Source organism: Rhodococcus sp. SJ-3 (assembly GCF_051918125.1).
Taxonomy (GTDB): Bacteria; Actinomycetota; Actinomycetes; order Mycobacteriales; family Mycobacteriaceae; genus Rhodococcus.
On sequence record NZ_CM123306.1, the window covers coordinates 2375990 to 2391366 of the forward strand.

At 65.3% G+C, this 15377-nt stretch carries 16 protein-coding genes; 10 read left to right on the forward strand and 6 right to left on the reverse strand.

Annotated features, from left to right (window positions below; all coding sequences use genetic code 11):
• Positions 1–24 precede the first annotated feature (24 nt).
• Together ACTDXD_RS10925 and ACTDXD_RS10930 are read right to left on the reverse strand one after the other, a co-directional pair.
• Positions 25–192: a hypothetical protein gene (locus ACTDXD_RS10925; RefSeq protein ID WP_440127046.1), complete on the reverse strand. Its 168-nt coding sequence runs from the start codon at positions 190–192 to the stop codon at positions 25–27.
• A gap of 30 nt (positions 193–222) precedes the next feature.
• A complete protein-coding gene (locus tag ACTDXD_RS10930; protein WP_440127047.1) occupies positions 223–429 on the reverse strand; it encodes a heavy-metal-associated domain-containing protein in 207 nt (68 codons plus the stop codon).
• A gap of 190 nt (positions 430–619) precedes the next feature.
• Between ACTDXD_RS10930 and ACTDXD_RS10935 the strand changes: the two genes are divergently transcribed.
• From ACTDXD_RS10935 to ACTDXD_RS10960, 6 genes are all read left to right on the forward strand, one after another.
• Complete coding sequence (locus ACTDXD_RS10935; protein ID WP_440127048.1) at positions 620–1027, forward strand: YciI family protein; 408 nt, start codon at positions 620–622, stop codon at positions 1025–1027.
• A gap of 1 nt (position 1028) precedes the next feature.
• A complete protein-coding gene (locus tag ACTDXD_RS10940; protein WP_440127049.1) occupies positions 1029–2174 on the forward strand; it encodes an RNA polymerase sigma factor in 1146 nt (381 codons plus the stop codon).
• Between the two features lie 65 nt (positions 2175–2239).
• Positions 2240–2740, forward strand: coding sequence for a hypothetical protein (locus ACTDXD_RS10945; protein WP_440127050.1), 501 nt, complete (start codon positions 2240–2242; stop codon positions 2738–2740).
• Positions 2741–2836: 96 nt separating this feature from the next.
• Positions 2837–3346, forward strand: coding sequence for a copper chaperone PCu(A)C (locus ACTDXD_RS10950; RefSeq protein WP_440127610.1), 510 nt, complete (start codon positions 2837–2839; stop codon positions 3344–3346).
• A complete protein-coding gene (locus ACTDXD_RS10955) occupies positions 3339–4511 on the forward strand; it encodes a Dyp-type peroxidase (protein ID WP_440127051.1) in 1173 nt (390 codons plus the stop codon). The genes ACTDXD_RS10950 and ACTDXD_RS10955 overlap by 8 nt, the downstream gene beginning before the upstream one ends.
• Before the next feature lie 44 nt (positions 4512–4555).
• Complete coding sequence (locus ACTDXD_RS10960; protein ID WP_440127052.1) at positions 4556–5527, forward strand: R2-like ligand-binding oxidase; 972 nt, start codon at positions 4556–4558, stop codon at positions 5525–5527.
• 125 nt (positions 5528–5652) lie between these two features.
• Here the strand turns inward: ACTDXD_RS10960 and ACTDXD_RS10965 are convergent, their stop codons facing one another.
• The 3 genes from ACTDXD_RS10965 to ACTDXD_RS10975 form a co-directional block, all read right to left on the reverse strand.
• Complete coding sequence (locus ACTDXD_RS10965; RefSeq protein WP_440127053.1) at positions 5653–6420, reverse strand: MerR family transcriptional regulator; 768 nt, start codon at positions 6418–6420, stop codon at positions 5653–5655.
• A 29-nt stretch (positions 6421–6449) separates the two neighbouring features.
• Complete coding sequence (locus ACTDXD_RS10970; protein WP_440127054.1) at positions 6450–7358, reverse strand: DUF2268 domain-containing protein; 909 nt, start codon at positions 7356–7358, stop codon at positions 6450–6452.
• 92 nt (positions 7359–7450) lie between these two features.
• Entirely contained in the window at positions 7451–8614 is a 1164-nt protein-coding gene (locus tag ACTDXD_RS10975; protein ID WP_440127055.1) for a hypothetical protein, read from the reverse strand.
• A 121-nt stretch (positions 8615–8735) separates the two neighbouring features.
• Here ACTDXD_RS10975 and ACTDXD_RS10980 point away from each other — a divergent pair, with 121 nt between their 5' ends.
• Both ACTDXD_RS10980 and ACTDXD_RS10985 read left to right on the forward strand, forming a co-directional pair.
• Complete coding sequence (locus ACTDXD_RS10980; protein ID WP_440127056.1) at positions 8736–10439, forward strand: alpha/beta hydrolase; 1704 nt, start codon at positions 8736–8738, stop codon at positions 10437–10439.
• Between the two features lie 62 nt (positions 10440–10501).
• Complete coding sequence (locus ACTDXD_RS10985) at positions 10502–11794, forward strand: lipase family protein (protein WP_440127057.1); 1293 nt, start codon at positions 10502–10504, stop codon at positions 11792–11794.
• A 61-nt stretch (positions 11795–11855) separates the two neighbouring features.
• Here the strand turns inward: ACTDXD_RS10985 and ACTDXD_RS10990 are convergent, their stop codons facing one another.
• Positions 11856–13811 (reverse strand): acyl-CoA dehydrogenase family protein, encoded by a 1956-nt coding sequence (locus tag ACTDXD_RS10990; protein ID WP_440127058.1) that lies wholly within the window; start codon positions 13809–13811, stop codon positions 11856–11858.
• A gap of 177 nt (positions 13812–13988) precedes the next feature.
• Between ACTDXD_RS10990 and ACTDXD_RS10995 the strand changes: the two genes are divergently transcribed.
• Positions 13989–14813, forward strand: a complete 825-nt coding sequence (locus ACTDXD_RS10995; RefSeq protein WP_440127059.1) for an ABC transporter ATP-binding protein — start codon at positions 13989–13991, stop codon at positions 14811–14813.
• Between the two features lie 85 nt (positions 14814–14898).
• Positions 14899–15327: an ABC transporter permease gene (locus tag ACTDXD_RS11000; protein ID WP_440127060.1), complete on the forward strand. Its 429-nt coding sequence runs from the start codon at positions 14899–14901 to the stop codon at positions 15325–15327.
• Positions 15328–15377: the final 50 nt, after the last annotated feature.

The window sequence follows — 15377 nt, forward strand, 5'->3', positions numbered from 1 at the left end:
GGGTACTCCTCTCGGATGTGGTGGTCAGTGTCCGTGCTCGTCGACGGTGGTGGTGGTGGTTGTCGCGGGGTGGGGCGGGGGATCGATGTGGCTCGTGTCCTCGGGGCCGGCCAGCGCGCCGGCCCCGAACGCAAGGGCGAAGACTGCGACCAGGCCGAGGATGAATCCGGAGACCTTCGTCGAGGTTTTCATCGGAGGGCTTCCTGTCGGAGTCGGGGTGGATCAGTCGGCGATTTTGTAGCCGGCCTCATCGACGGCTGCTGCTATGGCTGCACTGTCGATTGAGGTATTCGACTCGATGTCTACGCGTCCGCTTGCGAGGTCGACTTCGATACCGGTGACACCGGGGATCTCACTGATTTCTTCACGGACCGACGAGACGCAGTGCCCGCAGGTCATCCCGGTCACGGTGACGGTGGTGGTGCTCATGAGTTCCCTCTTCTCGCTGCAGTAGGTGTTTCGCCCACCAATATACCTATACCCCCCATGGGTATCAACCGTGGGTATAGGAGCGAAGAACTTCCGGAGATTCCCGCCGGGTGATGTCGAGACCCGGCGAACAGCTCCGTCCCAGTGGTGTATGCAGCCACACTGGCTGCACAGAACCGAGGAGACCCCGATGACGAAGTACCTACTGCTCAAGCATTACCGCGGCGCCCCCGAGGCGGTGAACAGTGTCCCCATGGATCAATGGACCCCCGGAGAGGTCGACGATCACATGAAATACATGCAGGAGTTCGCTGCGAAACTCGAGAAGACCGGTGAGTTCGTCGACGGGCAGGCACTCGCTCCCGAGGGCGCGTTCGTGCGATACGACGGGGAGGGGCGTCCGCCGGTCACCGACGGGCCCTTCGCGGAGACGAAGGATCTCATCGCCGGCTGGATGGTGATCGACGTCGACTCCTACGAGCGTGCCGTCGTCCTCGCAGGTGAATTGTCGGCAGCGCCCGGCGCAGGCGGCAAGCCGATCCACGAGTGGCTCGAAGTGCGGCCGTTCCTCACCGCGCCTCCGACGATCACCGAGTGAGATGGACGAACTGCTGCTGAGGACGCTGACTCCCGCAGTCATCGGCGTCCTCGTGCATCGCGGAGTGGACTTCGCGACAGCCGAGGACGCCGTGCAGGAAGCGCTCATCGAGGCCATCCGGACATGGCCGGAACGTCCACCCGCAGATCCGAAAGCGTGGCTGGTCGCGGTGTCCTGGCGCAAGTTCCTCGATGTATGCCGCTCCGATGCGGCGAGGAGGGGGCGCGAGCAGCGAATGGTCGTCGAACCGCCGCCCGGGCCGACGGAGACCGCCGACGACACACTGCACCTGTTCCTTTTGTGTGCTCATCCGTCGTTGACCTCGGCTTCTGCAGTGGCGCTCACACTCCGCGCCATCGGAGGCCTGACGACCAAGCAGATAGCGTCGGCCTACCTCGTCCCGGAGGCGACGATGGCGCAGCGGATCAGCCGTGCCAAGAAAACCGTGAGCGGTGTGCGGTTCGAAGAGATACGCGATCTCGCAACTGTGCGACGCGTGCTCTACCTGGTCTTCAACGAGGGCTACACGGGGGACGTCGATCTGGCAGCCGAAGCGATCCGGCTCACTCGGCAGCTGGCGGAGATCCATGATGACGAAGAGACCATCGGGTTGCTGGCGCTGATGCTGCTGCACCATGCCCGACGTTCCGCTCGTATGCGCGAGGACGGGAGTCTTGTCGCACTCGCAGACCAGGATCGTTCCCGCTGGGACACCTCACTCATCGAGGAGGGCGTGGAGATGCTTCAGGCCGCGCTAGCTCGGGACCGGCTCGGCGAGTTCCAGGCTCAGGCTGCCGTCGCGGCCCTGCACGCCGACGCGGTGTGTGTCGAAGAAACCGATTGGGTGCAGATCGTCGGCTGGTACGACGAACTCCTCCGGTTCACCGGATCTCCGGTCGTGGCGCTCAACCGTGCCGTCGCGGTCGGTGAGGCCGACGGGCCCGCGGCGGGTCTCGCGGCCTTGGCTGCGGTGGATCCAGGTCTTCCGCGATACAGCGCGGCGGCGGCGTACCTCCACGAGAAGGCGGGTGATCTCGACGACGCCGCTCGACTGTATGCCGAAGCTGCTCTGACGGCACCCAACCTGGCCGAACGGCACCATCTCGCACGGCAGGCAGCAAGAGTGAATCGGCTGCTACGCGGGTAGCCGGATGTTTCACGTGAAACGACGCCCGTGTACGACAGTTCGTAGTACCGACGTACCCTGGGCTCATGTCCACCGAACGACGGCTCGTGGCGCATCTGCGCGGCGGCTTCGTCGGGGGCACTTCCGGTGCGGTGAGCATCGCCGCACACGCGGCGGCCGGGGGAGCGGCGCCCGGTCAGAGTTCGGCGGTACTCCTCTTGCTGGCGGCGGTCGCTGTCGGAGCACTCGCGATGGGAAGTCGGCTTCCCGTGATCGCGGTCCTTGCGGTGGGCCAGGTCCTCGGTCACGTCGTACTTGCGCTGGGGTCCGAACACATGCACATGCCGAGTCCCGCCATGGTCTCGGCGCACGTCGCGGCGGTGGGGGCCGGAGCCTTCTTGATCACCGCTGCAGAGCGGGGCTGCCGCATAGCCCTGGCAGCGGTGCATCGTCTCGTCCCTCGGCGCTACAACGCGCCGCCCGTACGTTCTCGCGTCCTCCCGTGCGTTGCGCATCGCCCGCACGCGCGTCGTGCGCTTCTTCCCGCTGCCGGGCTCGGCACGCGAGGTCCGCCGGTCGTGGCCTGACCTCGACCTCGTTCACGAGTCCCCACCGGGATCGCCGCCGCGCGGCGGCGATCGGCGCTGCCGCATGCCCGGAAAACAGCATGGAGAACCCAAGTGATCAAGATCTTCAGAACATCTCTGCTCCTCACCGCCGCCGGCGTTCTCGTCGCGGGATGCGGCGCCGACAGCAACCACACCACCGCAGCAGACTCGCTCGTCGTCTCGTCGTCCTGGGCGAAAGCTGCCGACTCAGGCATGACCGCCGCGTTTGCGGAACTCGAGAACACCGGCGATGAAGACCTGACCATCGTCTCTGCAGCGAGTCCCGGCGCGGGCAACACAGAACTACACGAGATGGTCGCGGGTGACGGTGGCGCGATGGTGATGCGCGAGTCCGAATCCGGGTTCGTCGTCGAGGCTGGCAGTGTGCACAGCCTCGAGCCGGGAGGCGACCACCTCATGCTCATGGATCTGACCGGTCCGATCGTGCCGGGAGCGGACGTGTCCTTCACCCTCACCTTCGACGACGGTTCCACGAAGGACTTCACAGCGCAGGTCCGCGACTTCGCTGGTGCACAGGAGGAATACGCACCAGGCCACGCTGAAGGAGCCGACCACAGTGGCTGACGTAAGTCGTCGTCGTCTGCTGGGCGGTAGCGCTGCGATGCTCGGGGTGGTCGGGCTCGGAGTGGGAGGCGCAGGTGTCGCCGCCGCAACGCGGGAGCCTGAGCGCAGGGGCGCACACACCGTCGAGTGCCACGGTGTGCACCAGGCGGGGATCGATACCGAGCCGCAGGCGTTTGCCGCGTTCGTGGCGCTCGACCTGAAACCGGATGTCGATCGGGTCGGCTTGATCGGTGTGATGAAAGTGTGGGCGGAGGACACGCGCCGACTCACCCGGGGAGTGCCTGCGCTCGGCGATACCGAACCCGAGCTGGCAGTCGACCCCGCACGCCTGACCGTCACTGTCGGATACGGAAGCGCGGTGTTCGATGCGGCAGCATCGGTCGCCGCGCGACCGGCGTGGCTTCGGCCGCTGCCGTCGTTCGGCATCGACGAACTCGAGGACCGATTCTCTGGAGGCGACCTGCTGCTGCAGGTGTGCGGCGACGACCCGATGACGGTGTCTCATGCGGTACGCGCACTCACCAAGAGCGTGAGATCGCGTGCGTCGATCAGATGGGTGCAGCGGGGTTTTCGTCATGCCGCGGGTACCCGGCCCGAGGGGCTGACGATGCGCAACCTCATGGGCCAGGTCGACGGCACCGTCAATCCGCAGCCTGCGACCCCGGATTTCGATCGCCAGGTCTGGAATGCGGGCGAGCCTCGGTGGCTGGCAGGTGGGACGTCACTCGTGTTGCGCCGCATCCGCGTGGAGCTCGACACGTGGGACGAACTCGACCGTCCCGCGAAGGACCTCGTGATGGGGCGCAGGCAATCGGACGGCTCACCGCTGACCGGTGCCGACGAGCACGACGACGCCGATTTCGAGGCGCTCGACGACCACGGGATTCCGGTGATCCCGCCGGAGGCGCACGTTGCTCGGGCCCGGCCGCGCAGCGCCGACGAACAGTTCCTCCGCCGCGCCTACAACTACGACGACGACGGAGCAGGTCTGCTGTTCGCCGCCTACCAGGGCGATGTGGATCGGCAGTTCGTTCCCGTGCAGGAGCGGCTCGCGGAGCACGACGCGCTCAATACCTGGACCACTCCCGTCGGATCGGCCGTCTTCGTCATACCGCCTGGATATGGGCCCGATGGGTACCCGGGGGATGTGCTGTTGGAGAACTGACCGAATATGTGACGCAGGCTCGGTTCGGGGCTAGCCTGGTTGCTGTGACGTGGATAACACAGGAACGTCAGGGGTTTGCGTCGCTGCGGGAAGGCGGCCTCAATTGGGACGCCTTCCCGCTTCGGCTCTTCTCGAAAGGCAACGCCAAGTTCTGGGATCCTCACGACCTCGACTTCTCGCGTGACGCGTCGGACTGGGCGGAGCTGAATCCGGAGCAACAGCGCAGTTCGACCTTCCTGGTTGCGCAGTTCGCCGCGGGTGAAGAAGCTGTCACTCAGGACATCCAGCCGTTCCTGCGTGCGATGGCGGCCGAGGGCCGGATCGGCGACGAAATGTACTTGACGCAGTTCTGTTTCGAGGAAGCGAAACACATGCAGGTGTTCCGGCTGTGGATGGACGAAGTGGGCCTCACATCGGATCTGCATCCGTACGTGGCGGACAATCCGTACTACCGACAGTTGTTCTACGAGGAACTACCTCACTCGCTGAAGGTGCTCGATTCGGATCCGTCACCTGCGAACCAGGTGCGCGCGAGCGTCACCTACAACCACGTGATCGAAGGAAGTCTGGCCCTCACCGGCTATTACGCCTGGCAGAAGGTGTGCACTACACGGGGAATCCTGCCGGGCATGCAAGAACTGGTGCAGCGCATCGGCGACGACGAGCGCCGCCACATGGCGTGGGGAACGTTTACGTGCCGCCGGCACGTCGCGGCGGACGATTCGAACTGGAACGTCGTGCAGGAGCGCATGAACGAACTGCTTCCGATGGCCCTCGGGATGATCGGGTGGGTCAACGACCAGTTCGACGAACAACCCTACGGACTCGATCCCGAGGAGTTCGTCGCCTACGCGGCCGACCGGGCGCAACGCCGACTCGGGGCGATCGAATCGGCTCGGGGCCGGGCCGTCGAGGAGATCGACCTCGACTACACACCGGAGGTTCTCGAGGAGAAGTTCGGTGCCGAGGACGCAGCGGAACTCGCCTCGATCACCGAGACGGAGACTGCCGACTAGATGTACTGACCGGGGACATTGATCAACCGCGTGAGGGTGGCTGGTTCGCCCAGGCCGTGTGGGGTCGGTGACGGTGTGGACGTAGCATCTTTCGGCCCGGGACGGCGCCGCGGCACCCGCCGCTGTCAGGTTGGATGCTGCACGTGGATGCGCAGGGCGTTCGCGGCGAACTGCGCGGCCTCTGGGCTGCCGAAGGTCTGGTGGAAGTCGGGGTTGGTTTCGTAGAGGTCTGCCATGCCTCGCACCATTGCGGCGGATCGTTCGGCATCGCCGGCGTGGGTGGGTGTTCCGGGGATGTCAGCGAACCAGGCCATGTGCTCGGCAGCGTGCGCTCGAGCAACTGGTGAGCCGGGTGTGTGGCCGGCTTCGTGGATTTCTGCCCACCGGGTGAGCAGGGCCTGGGCGCTGGCCTGCCAGTCGCGTTGCTGTCCCACGGACTTGGCATGCCACCACCGGTTCGACGCGTCGAAAGCCTCGCGTCCCCACCGTCGTACGACCTCGACCTCGTAGCGGTCGTTGAAGCCTTCGAGCATCACGTCCATGCGTGGTACGCGGCCCTCTCGACGCATCTGCAGGGTGTGCTCGACCGCGCTGATGCGCCGGTTCAGGGCCTCGCGGTCATCGGCGAGCTGTGTCAGGTGGGCCTGGAGCGCTTCGACCTCGGCGGTCGGAGTCTCAGGGGCGTCGAGGACAGCGGCAATGTTGGCCAGTGCCATCCCCGTGTCGCGGAGGAGAAGGATACGTTGCAGGCGCGCGACCGCGTCGGGACCGTAGTATCGGTAGCCGTTGGGCCCGACGCGGTCGGGCTCGAGCAGGCCGATGCGGTGATAGTGGCGCAGTGTGCGGCCGCTGATGCCTGCGCGTTCAGCGAGCTCGTGCACCGTCCATTCCATCAGTGGGCTCCTGTCGTTCGACTTGTTGCTCAGTGTGCCGGGTCTGTGGTCAGGCCCAGCGGTGGCAGCGCAATGCGCAGGATTTCGGACGCGGGAGTGCTGACGTTTCGGGCGGCCGTGGTTCCCGTGGCGTCGAGGTATGCGCGGACAATTCGAGCACCGGCTGCATAGCCGGCCCCGGTCGGCAGGCCGACGGGCTCGGCACCGAATAGTTGTGCGCTGGAGTCGCCCAGCACCCAGGCGGCGAAGTCTGCCATTCCAGTGACGCCCAGGCCGCTGGCAACCTTCGCCAAGACCTGGTCGTCGGAGCGGGTTTCGTCGCGCACGAAGTGGGTGTAGCCGGCGTCGCCGTACAGTTCCGACGCGAAAATGTCGGCGAGCCCTTCGGACACAACGTGCTCGCCGACCATCACTGTCTGTGGGTCCCACACGATTCCGCCGGGTGAGTAGCGCACGTTGTGGTGCAGTTCGTGGACCGCGATCGCCTCGAGGCGATCGAGGACGCGTGAAGTGGGCCAGACGGTGATGGCGATGTAGCCGCTGATGCCGCCGAATCCTGACATCCCTTGCACCTCGTCGACGAAGTGCCTGTTGGTCGGATCCCCGAGTACGAGCAGCACGTTCAGATCGGGGATCGTCACACCCGGATCGGCAGACCTCAACGTGGCGATGCCCTTCTCGAGGGCCTTCTCGATGCGGGTCCACGCATCTGCCGCGACAAGGGACTCCAGACCTTCGCGGACCTGCCCGATTGCGGACTCCGGACGGAAGCCGAAGTTCTGCTGGTGCACGGTGGCCATGTCCACGCCGCCGGGGATGAAGTGGTACATCCCCGCCATTGGAGCCCACATGTCACGGATGAGGTCGTCGCGATCCTTCGCGTCCGCCGTCAGGACTCGGCTCATGCCCCAGGCACTGTCAATCATCGAAATGGTCATGAGAAGCGACCGTAAGCATTGCCGCTACGACAAGGTCAACATTTTCCTCGATCAATGTCCTTGGTCAGTGCAGCTAGACGCAGATCAGGTGGTCAGAGCATGAAGGCGAGCACGAGGCACACGACGATCACCGCGCCGATCCCGGCCAGCGCGTATGTGCGCGCCGACAATTTCGGCTCAGTGGGTGGTTCGGTGGCCTCCGCGACGCTCAGTGCTTTCTGATCTTCGTCCACCACTTCGGACGCTGAGGAGCCTCCGGGCGAGGACTCTCGGACCGGACCCGAATCGGTGGTGGTGGTAATAGCCACAGGTGGGTCGTCCTCCGAGTCGGATTCGGCTTCGCGCAGGCGCGCGAAGCCTCCGGTGAGGACGTCTGTTCGGTCGTAGGACGGCGGCAGGCCGATGCGTGCCTTCTTCTCTCGCGCAGGTGTGAACCCTGTTGCCAGAATCGCGGCGCCGAGCGCAGCGGTCTGCTCGGGCCCGGGACCGACGAGGCTCCGAACCATCAATTTGGTCGCGAGGCTGTTCGCGATGTCCTGGATGTGCGACCGGTCGCGGGCGATGAGCCCATCGCCCATGACCACGACGGCATCGAGGTTGTCGGGCATCCACCCGAACGCCCCGAGCGCTGTCGCGAGTTGCGCTGCCGGGGAGGGCGCGCCCTTGGCCGTGACACGGAAGGCTTTTCCTGCGGGCACGCCGGACCGCACCAACGTGACCGTGGATCCGGCATCGTCCACGTGGTAGACGCCGATGAGCAGACCGGGGGTTTCGGAGATCTCCGAGGCATACCACGTTGCGGCGCCCTGAGCGTCGGAAACGAGGTCGACGTGCCTCAATTCGGCGTAGTCGAGCGCGGCGCGGAGTACCGAGACCCGGGACGGATCCCAATGCGATGGGTAGGTGGCGGTATAACCGGGATCGGTGTCGCGGTCCATGCCCCCGAAGGTCGGAAGCGGGTGACATTCGTTGAGGAGGCAGTGAACTGCGGTTGCCATTGCGTCCTCGGCGCGATAGACGCGGCCGTCGCTTGCCGCGATGCCCCCCGGATCTCCGACACGTGACAAGAACCCGGAGAGCGTACGTGCCTCGTCGACCGTGCGGGTGGAACCGCCGAGTTGTGAGTTGCCGTCGTGGTCGATGTGCAGGACCGTGTCGCGGGCGATGACAACAGGATCGGGGGTGCCGGGTTCGTTGGATGCCACCACTGCTGTGGAGACGATCCTGCCTATCCGAAGCCCTACCCCGATCGCCATCTCGAACCCTCCCTGTAACGATTTGCTTACATCATGCCCCCTTGCTCTTCCGGGAGGGCGTGCACGCCGTATGGCTACCGTAGACCGCGCCTGTCGTGAATATCCCATTTAGACTCCAGCGATGACACAGCAGGAGGAGCGCCCGGATCCCGGATCGTTTCGGGAGATCGTCTATCGGCGCGCAGCGCACCCGGTCGGTCTCGCTGTCGCACTGTTCTTCTTCGCGCAATCGATGACGCCGTCGCTGCTGCCGCGTGTGTGGTACCTGCAGGGTGTTGCCACGGGAATCTCGGTGGCCACGGGTTATGGACTCGGCTGCCTCGTCGCCTGGGTTCTGCGCAGATGTGGAGTGCACCCCCGGTGGTCTGCAGCCACTCGTCGTCGTGGATGGTGGTTGCTGGCCGTCGTGGCTGTCGTGGTGATTCCGACCTTCCTCGTTCTCGGCTCGTGGTGGCAGCAGATCGTCCGTGAGCTGGTCGGCCTCGAACGACTCGAACGCCTCCTGTACCTGCCGGTCGTTCTCGTTGCGGTGATCGTGGCGCTCGTGCTGATCGCGGGGGCTCGCCTGCTGAGATTCGGGGTGATGCGGATGTCCGTGTTCTCTGCGCGATTCCTGCCCGATGGAGTTGCGAATGTCGCTGCGATCGTCGTCGTCGTGGTGTTGCTCGTGGTGGTTCTCGACCACGGGGTGTATCGGGGAATCCTCTCGGTGGCAGAGCGTTCCGCGGCCGTATCGGATCACGGTACGGCGGACGGCGTCGATCGTCCGGCCGCACCGGAGAGGTCGGGTTCACCGGACTCGTTCGAAAGCTGGGAGACATTGGGCCGGGAGGGAAGAACCTTCGTCGCGGGCGGCCCTACTGCCGCCGAGATCGCCGATGTCACCGGTGAACCCGCGCTGACACCGATCCGCGCATACGTGGGTAAAGAATCCGCCGCCACTGTCGCCGAGGGGGCAGGCAAGGTGGTTGCGGAGCTGGAACGCACGGGCGCATTCGACCGCTCGGTCCTCGCGGTGGTGACCACCACCGGGCGCGGTTGGGTCAACGAGAACGTCGCAGGTGCACTCGAATTCGTGAGCGGCGGTGATTCGGCGATTGCGGCGATGCAGTATTCGTTCCTGCCGAGTCCGTTGGCATTTCTTGCCGATCGTGAAACCCCGCAGGATGCCGGACGCGCGTTGTTCGATGCGGTGTACGAGCGGTGGGCCGAATTACCCGGCGATGCCCGTCCGAAGCTTGTGGTCTTCGGAGAGAGCCTCGGATCATACGGTGGTCAAGCCGCTTTCGCGTCCGGCGATGCGCTCGTCGCCATGACCGACGGTGCGTTGCTGGTGGGCACACCGAACTTCGCGCAGCCGTGGGGGAGGATCACCGAGATGCGCGACGAAGGTTCGTTCGAGCGTCTTCCTGCTGTGGACGGCGGGCGGAACATCAGGTTTGCGTCGGATCCGGGTGATGCAGATCTTCCCGCCGAGTGGGAGTTTCCACGTGTGGTGTTCTGGCAGCACGCCAGTGACCCCATCACGTGGTGGTCGTTCGATCTGATCCTGCATCGGCCGGACTGGCTGCGCGAACCTCTGGGCCCCGACGTGGACCCGGGGATGCGGTGGATTCCGTTCGTGACGTTCTGGCAGGTGACTCTGGACATGGTCTTCTCGGCGGACGTGCCCGACGGACACGGTCATTCGTATGGGGTGGATGCAGCCGAATTGTGGGCGGACATTCTCAGCCCGCCGGGGTGGGGCGGTGACGAAACCATACGGGTGCAGGAAGCGCTTTCCGGCATGTCACAGAACGCGGAGCCGGAACTTACTGCCGAGTAAATGCATGTTACATTGCGTATCGCCGTGATGGGCGGCACACATTTCGAGGCACGGAGGAATCAATGGCGGGTCGTACCCGGCGATGGGGGATGACGGCGGGATTGGCGTCTGCGGCACTGATGGCCGGATTGATGATCACCCCGGCGACAGCGAATGCAGAAGGCGACTTCTATCAGCCGCCGGAGGTGCTCGGGGGAGCACCGGGCGATCTCATTCGCACCGAATCTTCCGACCTCGCGATCCGCGTGCCCACGGCCGACGGTGTGTTCCCCGCTCAGGGAACACGGCTGCTCTACCGCAGCAACGATGCCAACGGCGAAGCAAACGCCGTGAGCGGCACCTATCTCGAACCGTCCATGGCATGGAACGGGCCGGGCGAGCGACCCCTGGTGGTGCTGGCCCCCGGAACGCAAGGCCAGGGCGACCAGTGTGCACCGTCGAAGGCCCTCAACCACGTCGTGCAGTACACACCGCCGCTCGATCTCTTCACCGAATACGAACTCCTCTCGATCAACGCGATGCTGTTGCAGGGGATCGCCGTGGCGGTCACCGACTACGACGGATTGGGAACCCCCGGCCACCACACGTACGTCAACCGCGAGGCGGAGGCCCACGCGGTGCTCGACGCGGCCCGAGCAGCGCAGAACCTGCCCGGGGCTTCCATCTCGGAAAACGGACCTGTCGGCCTCTTCGGCTACTCGCAGGGCGGTGGCGCCACAGCCGCCGCGGCGGAACTCGCTCCCTCCTACGCTCCGGAACTCGACATCAAGGGCGCCTATGCCGGCGCACCTCCGGCCGATCTGGTCGAGACCCTGAAGCAGATCGACGGAACCGCGCTCACCGGTGCCATCGGCTACACGATCAACGGTCTCATCGAGGCACACCCGGAACTGACGGACGTCCTCGACGCAGAGATCAACGAACGAGGGCGCGAGATGCTCGCCGCGGTGGCGAACCAGTGCTTGCCCGAGACGCTGTTCACCTTCGGTTTCCAGCAGACCAGTGACTACACGCGCACCGGCGAGCCCCTCGACGTCGTGATCTCTCGGATCCCCGAGGTCCAGGAAGTGATCGCGGAGCAGCGTATCGGCCGACTGTCCCCGCAGATCCCGGTTCTCGTCCAGCACGGCACCCAGGACGATACGGTGCCGTACGGCCAGGGCCGCCAGATGGCGCTCGACTGGTGCGCCCAGGGTGCCGCGGTGCAGTTCTCCCCGAACAACACGCCGCCGATCCTCCCCGGCTTCATCGTCAATCACGCGTTGCCCATGATCGGTGGCCTGCCCGAGGCGGTGGCGTACATGAACGATCGCTTCGCGGACAAGCCCGCGCCGTCCAACTGCGGCGCATTCTGATCCTGCCACGACAGTAGAATTCGGCCCCCGCTCCGCGAGTGGGGGCCGAATTCTTTTGCGATCACGCAGGATTCTGTGTCAGCCGGAAGCGGCGGGCCAGGTTGTCGTCCTGTGACGGTCCGGGCGCCCACTCTGAGATCCACGGACCTGTGCCCTCACTCTGATCGAGCACCCCGTTCTCGAGCCACGTGTAGCGCCCCTCGAGCACACCGTGAGTGAGCGCGACGTCGGCGTCGTCGGTGTTGGTCCACAATCCGTCGAAGAGCCCCTCGACTCGTATGCGCGCCTGCTCGCAGAAGGTGTCGGCCAGCACGAAGGCATCCTCGGCGCCGGGATGCCGGTCGGCGCGCTGTCGTTCGGCACGCACGCAGCACGCTGCCATCGCGAACAGCTCGGCCCCGATGTCGACTATGCGTCCCAGAAAGTTCTGTCGCTTCTCGAGCCCGGCCTGCCAGCGGGCCATCCCGTAGAACGTCGACCGTGCGAGCTTCCGAGATGCCCGTTCCACATACCTGAGATGGACGGCCAGAGAACCGAATTCATTGTAGGAGTTCGGAAGCTGGCCCTTGCCCGCTACCAGTTTGGGGAGCCACTTGGCGTAGAAACCGCTGGCCCTCGCTGCGGCTTTCGCTTTTGCCTCGGCGGAGGCCTTGGGATCGGCGAGATCACCAGCGGCCTTCAGGTGTGCGTCGACTGCCTCTCGCGCGACGAGCAGTCGCATGATCTCGCTCGACCCTTCGAAGATCCTGTTGATGCGCAGATCACGCACCAATTGCTCGGCCGGCACGGCACGTTCGCCGCGCGCTGCAAGCGATTGCGCGGTCTCGTATCCGCGACCCCCACGGATCTGCACGAGCTCGTCGGCGATGATGCACGCCATCTCGCTGCACCACAGTTTCGCGAGGGCGGCCTCGATGCGGATGTCGTTGCGTTTCTCGTCGGACATCTGCCCGGAGAGCTCGACGACGGACTCCAGCGCGTAGGTGGTGGCAGCGATGAACGAGATCTTCGACGCCACTGCGGCGTGCTCACCGACGGGTCTGCCCCACTGAACCCTCGCGGACGACCACTCGCGCGCGATCTTCAGCGACCACTTTCCCGCCCCCGCGCACATCGCTGGAATCGCAAGACGCCCGGCGTTGAGGGTGGTCAGCGCGATCTTGAGGCCGTCGCCTTCGCGTCCGATGAGGTTCTGCGCGGGAACACGTACCTTGTACATGCGCGTGACACCGTTCTCGATGCCCTTCAATCCCATGAACGTGTTGCGGTGCTCCACCGTGATGCCCGGTGAATCCGCTTCGACGACGAAAGCCGAGATCCCGCCTCGATGTGCGTCGTCACTGTGGCCGTCGCTGCGGGGCACACGTGCCATGACGACGAGCAGTTCGGCGACGACACCGTTGGTGGTCCACAGTTTGACTCCGTCGAGTTCGTACGCCTCGCCGTCGTCGATCGGGGTTGCCGTGGAGGCGAGGCGAGCGGGGTCGGAGCCGACGTCGGGTTCGGTGAGCAGGAACGCGGAGATGGCACCCTTCGCGCAGCGTGGGAGGTATTCCTGCTTCTGCTCGTCGGTGCCCGCGAGCGCGAGTGGCTCTGGCACGCCGATCGACTGGTGGGCCGACAACAGCGCACCGATGCTCGGATGCACGCTCGCCACCAGTGTCAATGCGCGGTTGTAGGCCACTTGGGAAAGCCCGAGTCCGCCGTATTCGGGCTTGATCTTCATACCGAAGCATCCGAGGTCGGCGAGACCTGCAACGTAGTCGTCGGGGATCTTCGCGTCGCGTTCGATGACGGAGCCGTCCATCGTGCGGCACAGGTTCCGCAGTTTCGTCAGGAACTCTTCGGTGCGGGCGTCCTCGTCGGGGGTGGGTCGTGGGAACGGGTGGACGAGGTCGAGTGTGAGCCGGCCGAGGAACAGCTCCTTCGCAAACGAGGGCTTGTCCCAGTCGGCTTCGCGTGATTCTTCGGCGACTGCGCGTGCTTGTTCTTCGGTGACGTGCGCGGATCCGGTCATGATGCGCCTCCATCGGAGAGTGTCTACCCGCGAGTATCCACTCTTCTGTGGTAAGCGTCATGCAGTTGCACGGATTCGATACCGACCGGTAACTCCGACTGTCCCGCTGGAGGGGGACAGTCGGGGTCCCCCTCCAGCGGGATGTGCAGCGACCAGGCGTTTCGTAGCGTCGAAGCCATGATCGATGTACAGAACCTGACGAAACGGTTCGGCGACACGACGGCGGTGGAGGACCTGTCATTCAAGGTCGGGCCTGGCCGCGTCACCGGCTTTCTGGGCCCGAACGGTGCCGGGAAGACGACCACGATGAGGATGGTGCTCGGTCTCGATTCCCCGACCTCGGGGACGGCTACGGTCGCGGGTAGTGCCTACCGGGACCTGCGTGACCCGATGCGCACGGTGGGAGCTCTGCTCGCCGCCGGACACGTCCATCCCGGCCGCAGCGCACGCGACCATCTCCGGATGCTCGCCGCGGTCGGGGGGATCGGCGACACCCGAGTCGATGCCGTCCTCGCGACGGTCGGGCTCGTCGATGCCGCCTCACGGCGCGCCGGTGCGTTCTCACTCGGCATGTTGCAGCGACTCGGCATCGCCGCCGCGCTGCTGGGGGACCCACCGGTCCTGATTCTCGACGAACCGGTCAACGGACTCGACACCGATGGCATCCGCTGGGTGCGGTCGCTGTTCAGGACCTTCGCGGACGAGGGTCGCACCGTATTGCTGTCATCCCACGTCATGAGCGAAATGGAACTCATTGCAGACCATCTCGTCGTCATCGGTGCCGGACGGTTGCTCGCCGACGAACCGCTGCACGACTTCATCGAGCGGCACAGCGGCCATTCGGTGCGGGTGGCATCGACCGCTGATGCGGCATTGGGCGCTCGTTTGCGTGAGCGGGGCGCTCACGTCGACGTCGACGGCGGGGGGCTGCTCGTGCGCGGACTCGACGCGCGCACGATCGGTGGCATCAGCCTGAGTGCGGAATACCGCTCACCGAACTGATTCCGATCCGGAGGACCCTCGAGGACGTCTACACCGGACTCGTCGAAGAGCACGGCCGTCACCGTGCGAACACGGAGGTGCACTGATGTCGGCACGCAACATGATCAGATCAGAGCTCATCAAGATCCGGACGGTTCGGAATCTGCGATGGTTGCCCATAGCCGCGACACTGCTCGTCCCGGTGATGGCGGTGTTCGTCGGACTCACAGGAAGCCTGAACGCCGACGATACGATCCTCGGCGGGGCACTCACCGGTGCGATCCTCGGAATGGCCGCACTGGGCGTGTGGGGCGCGCTCGTGATCACGAGCGAATACTCGTCCGGCACGCTCACTCCGATCCTGATCGCTGCTCCCGCGCGGCACACAGTTCTTGCCGCGAAGGCCGTGGTCGTCGCGACGGTCGCGTTCGTGGCCGCGCTGCTCTCGTGTACGGTCGCTCTCGCTCTCGGCCTGCTCACACTGGACACGAATGTCTACGTTCTCGGGCAACCCATGCCGGCCTTGAATAGTTGACTGCACCAAGCGCCGTCGACCCAAGATGGCACGCGTCCCGGATCGTAGGA

What these genes read in the sequence shown, in the direction of transcription:
- ACTDXD_RS10940 (WP_440127049.1), top strand. Translation starts at nt 1,029, where the DNA reads ATGGACGAACTGCTGCTGAGGACGCTGACTCCCGCAGTCATCGGCGTC.
- ACTDXD_RS10990 (WP_440127058.1), bottom strand. Translation starts at nt 13,811, where the DNA reads ATGACCGGATCCGCGCACGTCACCGAAGAACAAGCACGCGCAGTCGCC.
- ACTDXD_RS10945 (WP_440127050.1), top strand. Translation starts at nt 2,240, where the DNA reads ATGTCCACCGAACGACGGCTCGTGGCGCATCTGCGCGGCGGCTTCGTC.
- ACTDXD_RS10980 (WP_440127056.1), top strand. Translation starts at nt 8,736, where the DNA reads ATGACACAGCAGGAGGAGCGCCCGGATCCCGGATCGTTTCGGGAGATC.
- ACTDXD_RS10935 (WP_440127048.1), top strand. Translation starts at nt 620, where the DNA reads ATGACGAAGTACCTACTGCTCAAGCATTACCGCGGCGCCCCCGAGGCG.
- ACTDXD_RS10985 (WP_440127057.1), top strand. Translation starts at nt 10,502, where the DNA reads ATGGCGGGTCGTACCCGGCGATGGGGGATGACGGCGGGATTGGCGTCT.
- ACTDXD_RS10930 (WP_440127047.1), bottom strand. Translation starts at nt 429, where the DNA reads ATGAGCACCACCACCGTCACCGTGACCGGGATGACCTGCGGGCACTGC.
- ACTDXD_RS10925 (WP_440127046.1), bottom strand. Translation starts at nt 192, where the DNA reads ATGAAAACCTCGACGAAGGTCTCCGGATTCATCCTCGGCCTGGTCGCA.
- ACTDXD_RS10995 (WP_440127059.1), top strand. Translation starts at nt 13,989, where the DNA reads ATGATCGATGTACAGAACCTGACGAAACGGTTCGGCGACACGACGGCG.
- ACTDXD_RS10965 (WP_440127053.1), bottom strand. Translation starts at nt 6,420, where the DNA reads ATGGAATGGACGGTGCACGAGCTCGCTGAACGCGCAGGCATCAGCGGC.
- ACTDXD_RS11000 (WP_440127060.1), top strand. Translation starts at nt 14,899, where the DNA reads ATGTCGGCACGCAACATGATCAGATCAGAGCTCATCAAGATCCGGACG.
- ACTDXD_RS10975 (WP_440127055.1), bottom strand. Translation starts at nt 8,614, where the DNA reads ATGGCGATCGGGGTAGGGCTTCGGATAGGCAGGATCGTCTCCACAGCA.
- ACTDXD_RS10970 (WP_440127054.1), bottom strand. Translation starts at nt 7,358, where the DNA reads ATGACCATTTCGATGATTGACAGTGCCTGGGGCATGAGCCGAGTCCTG.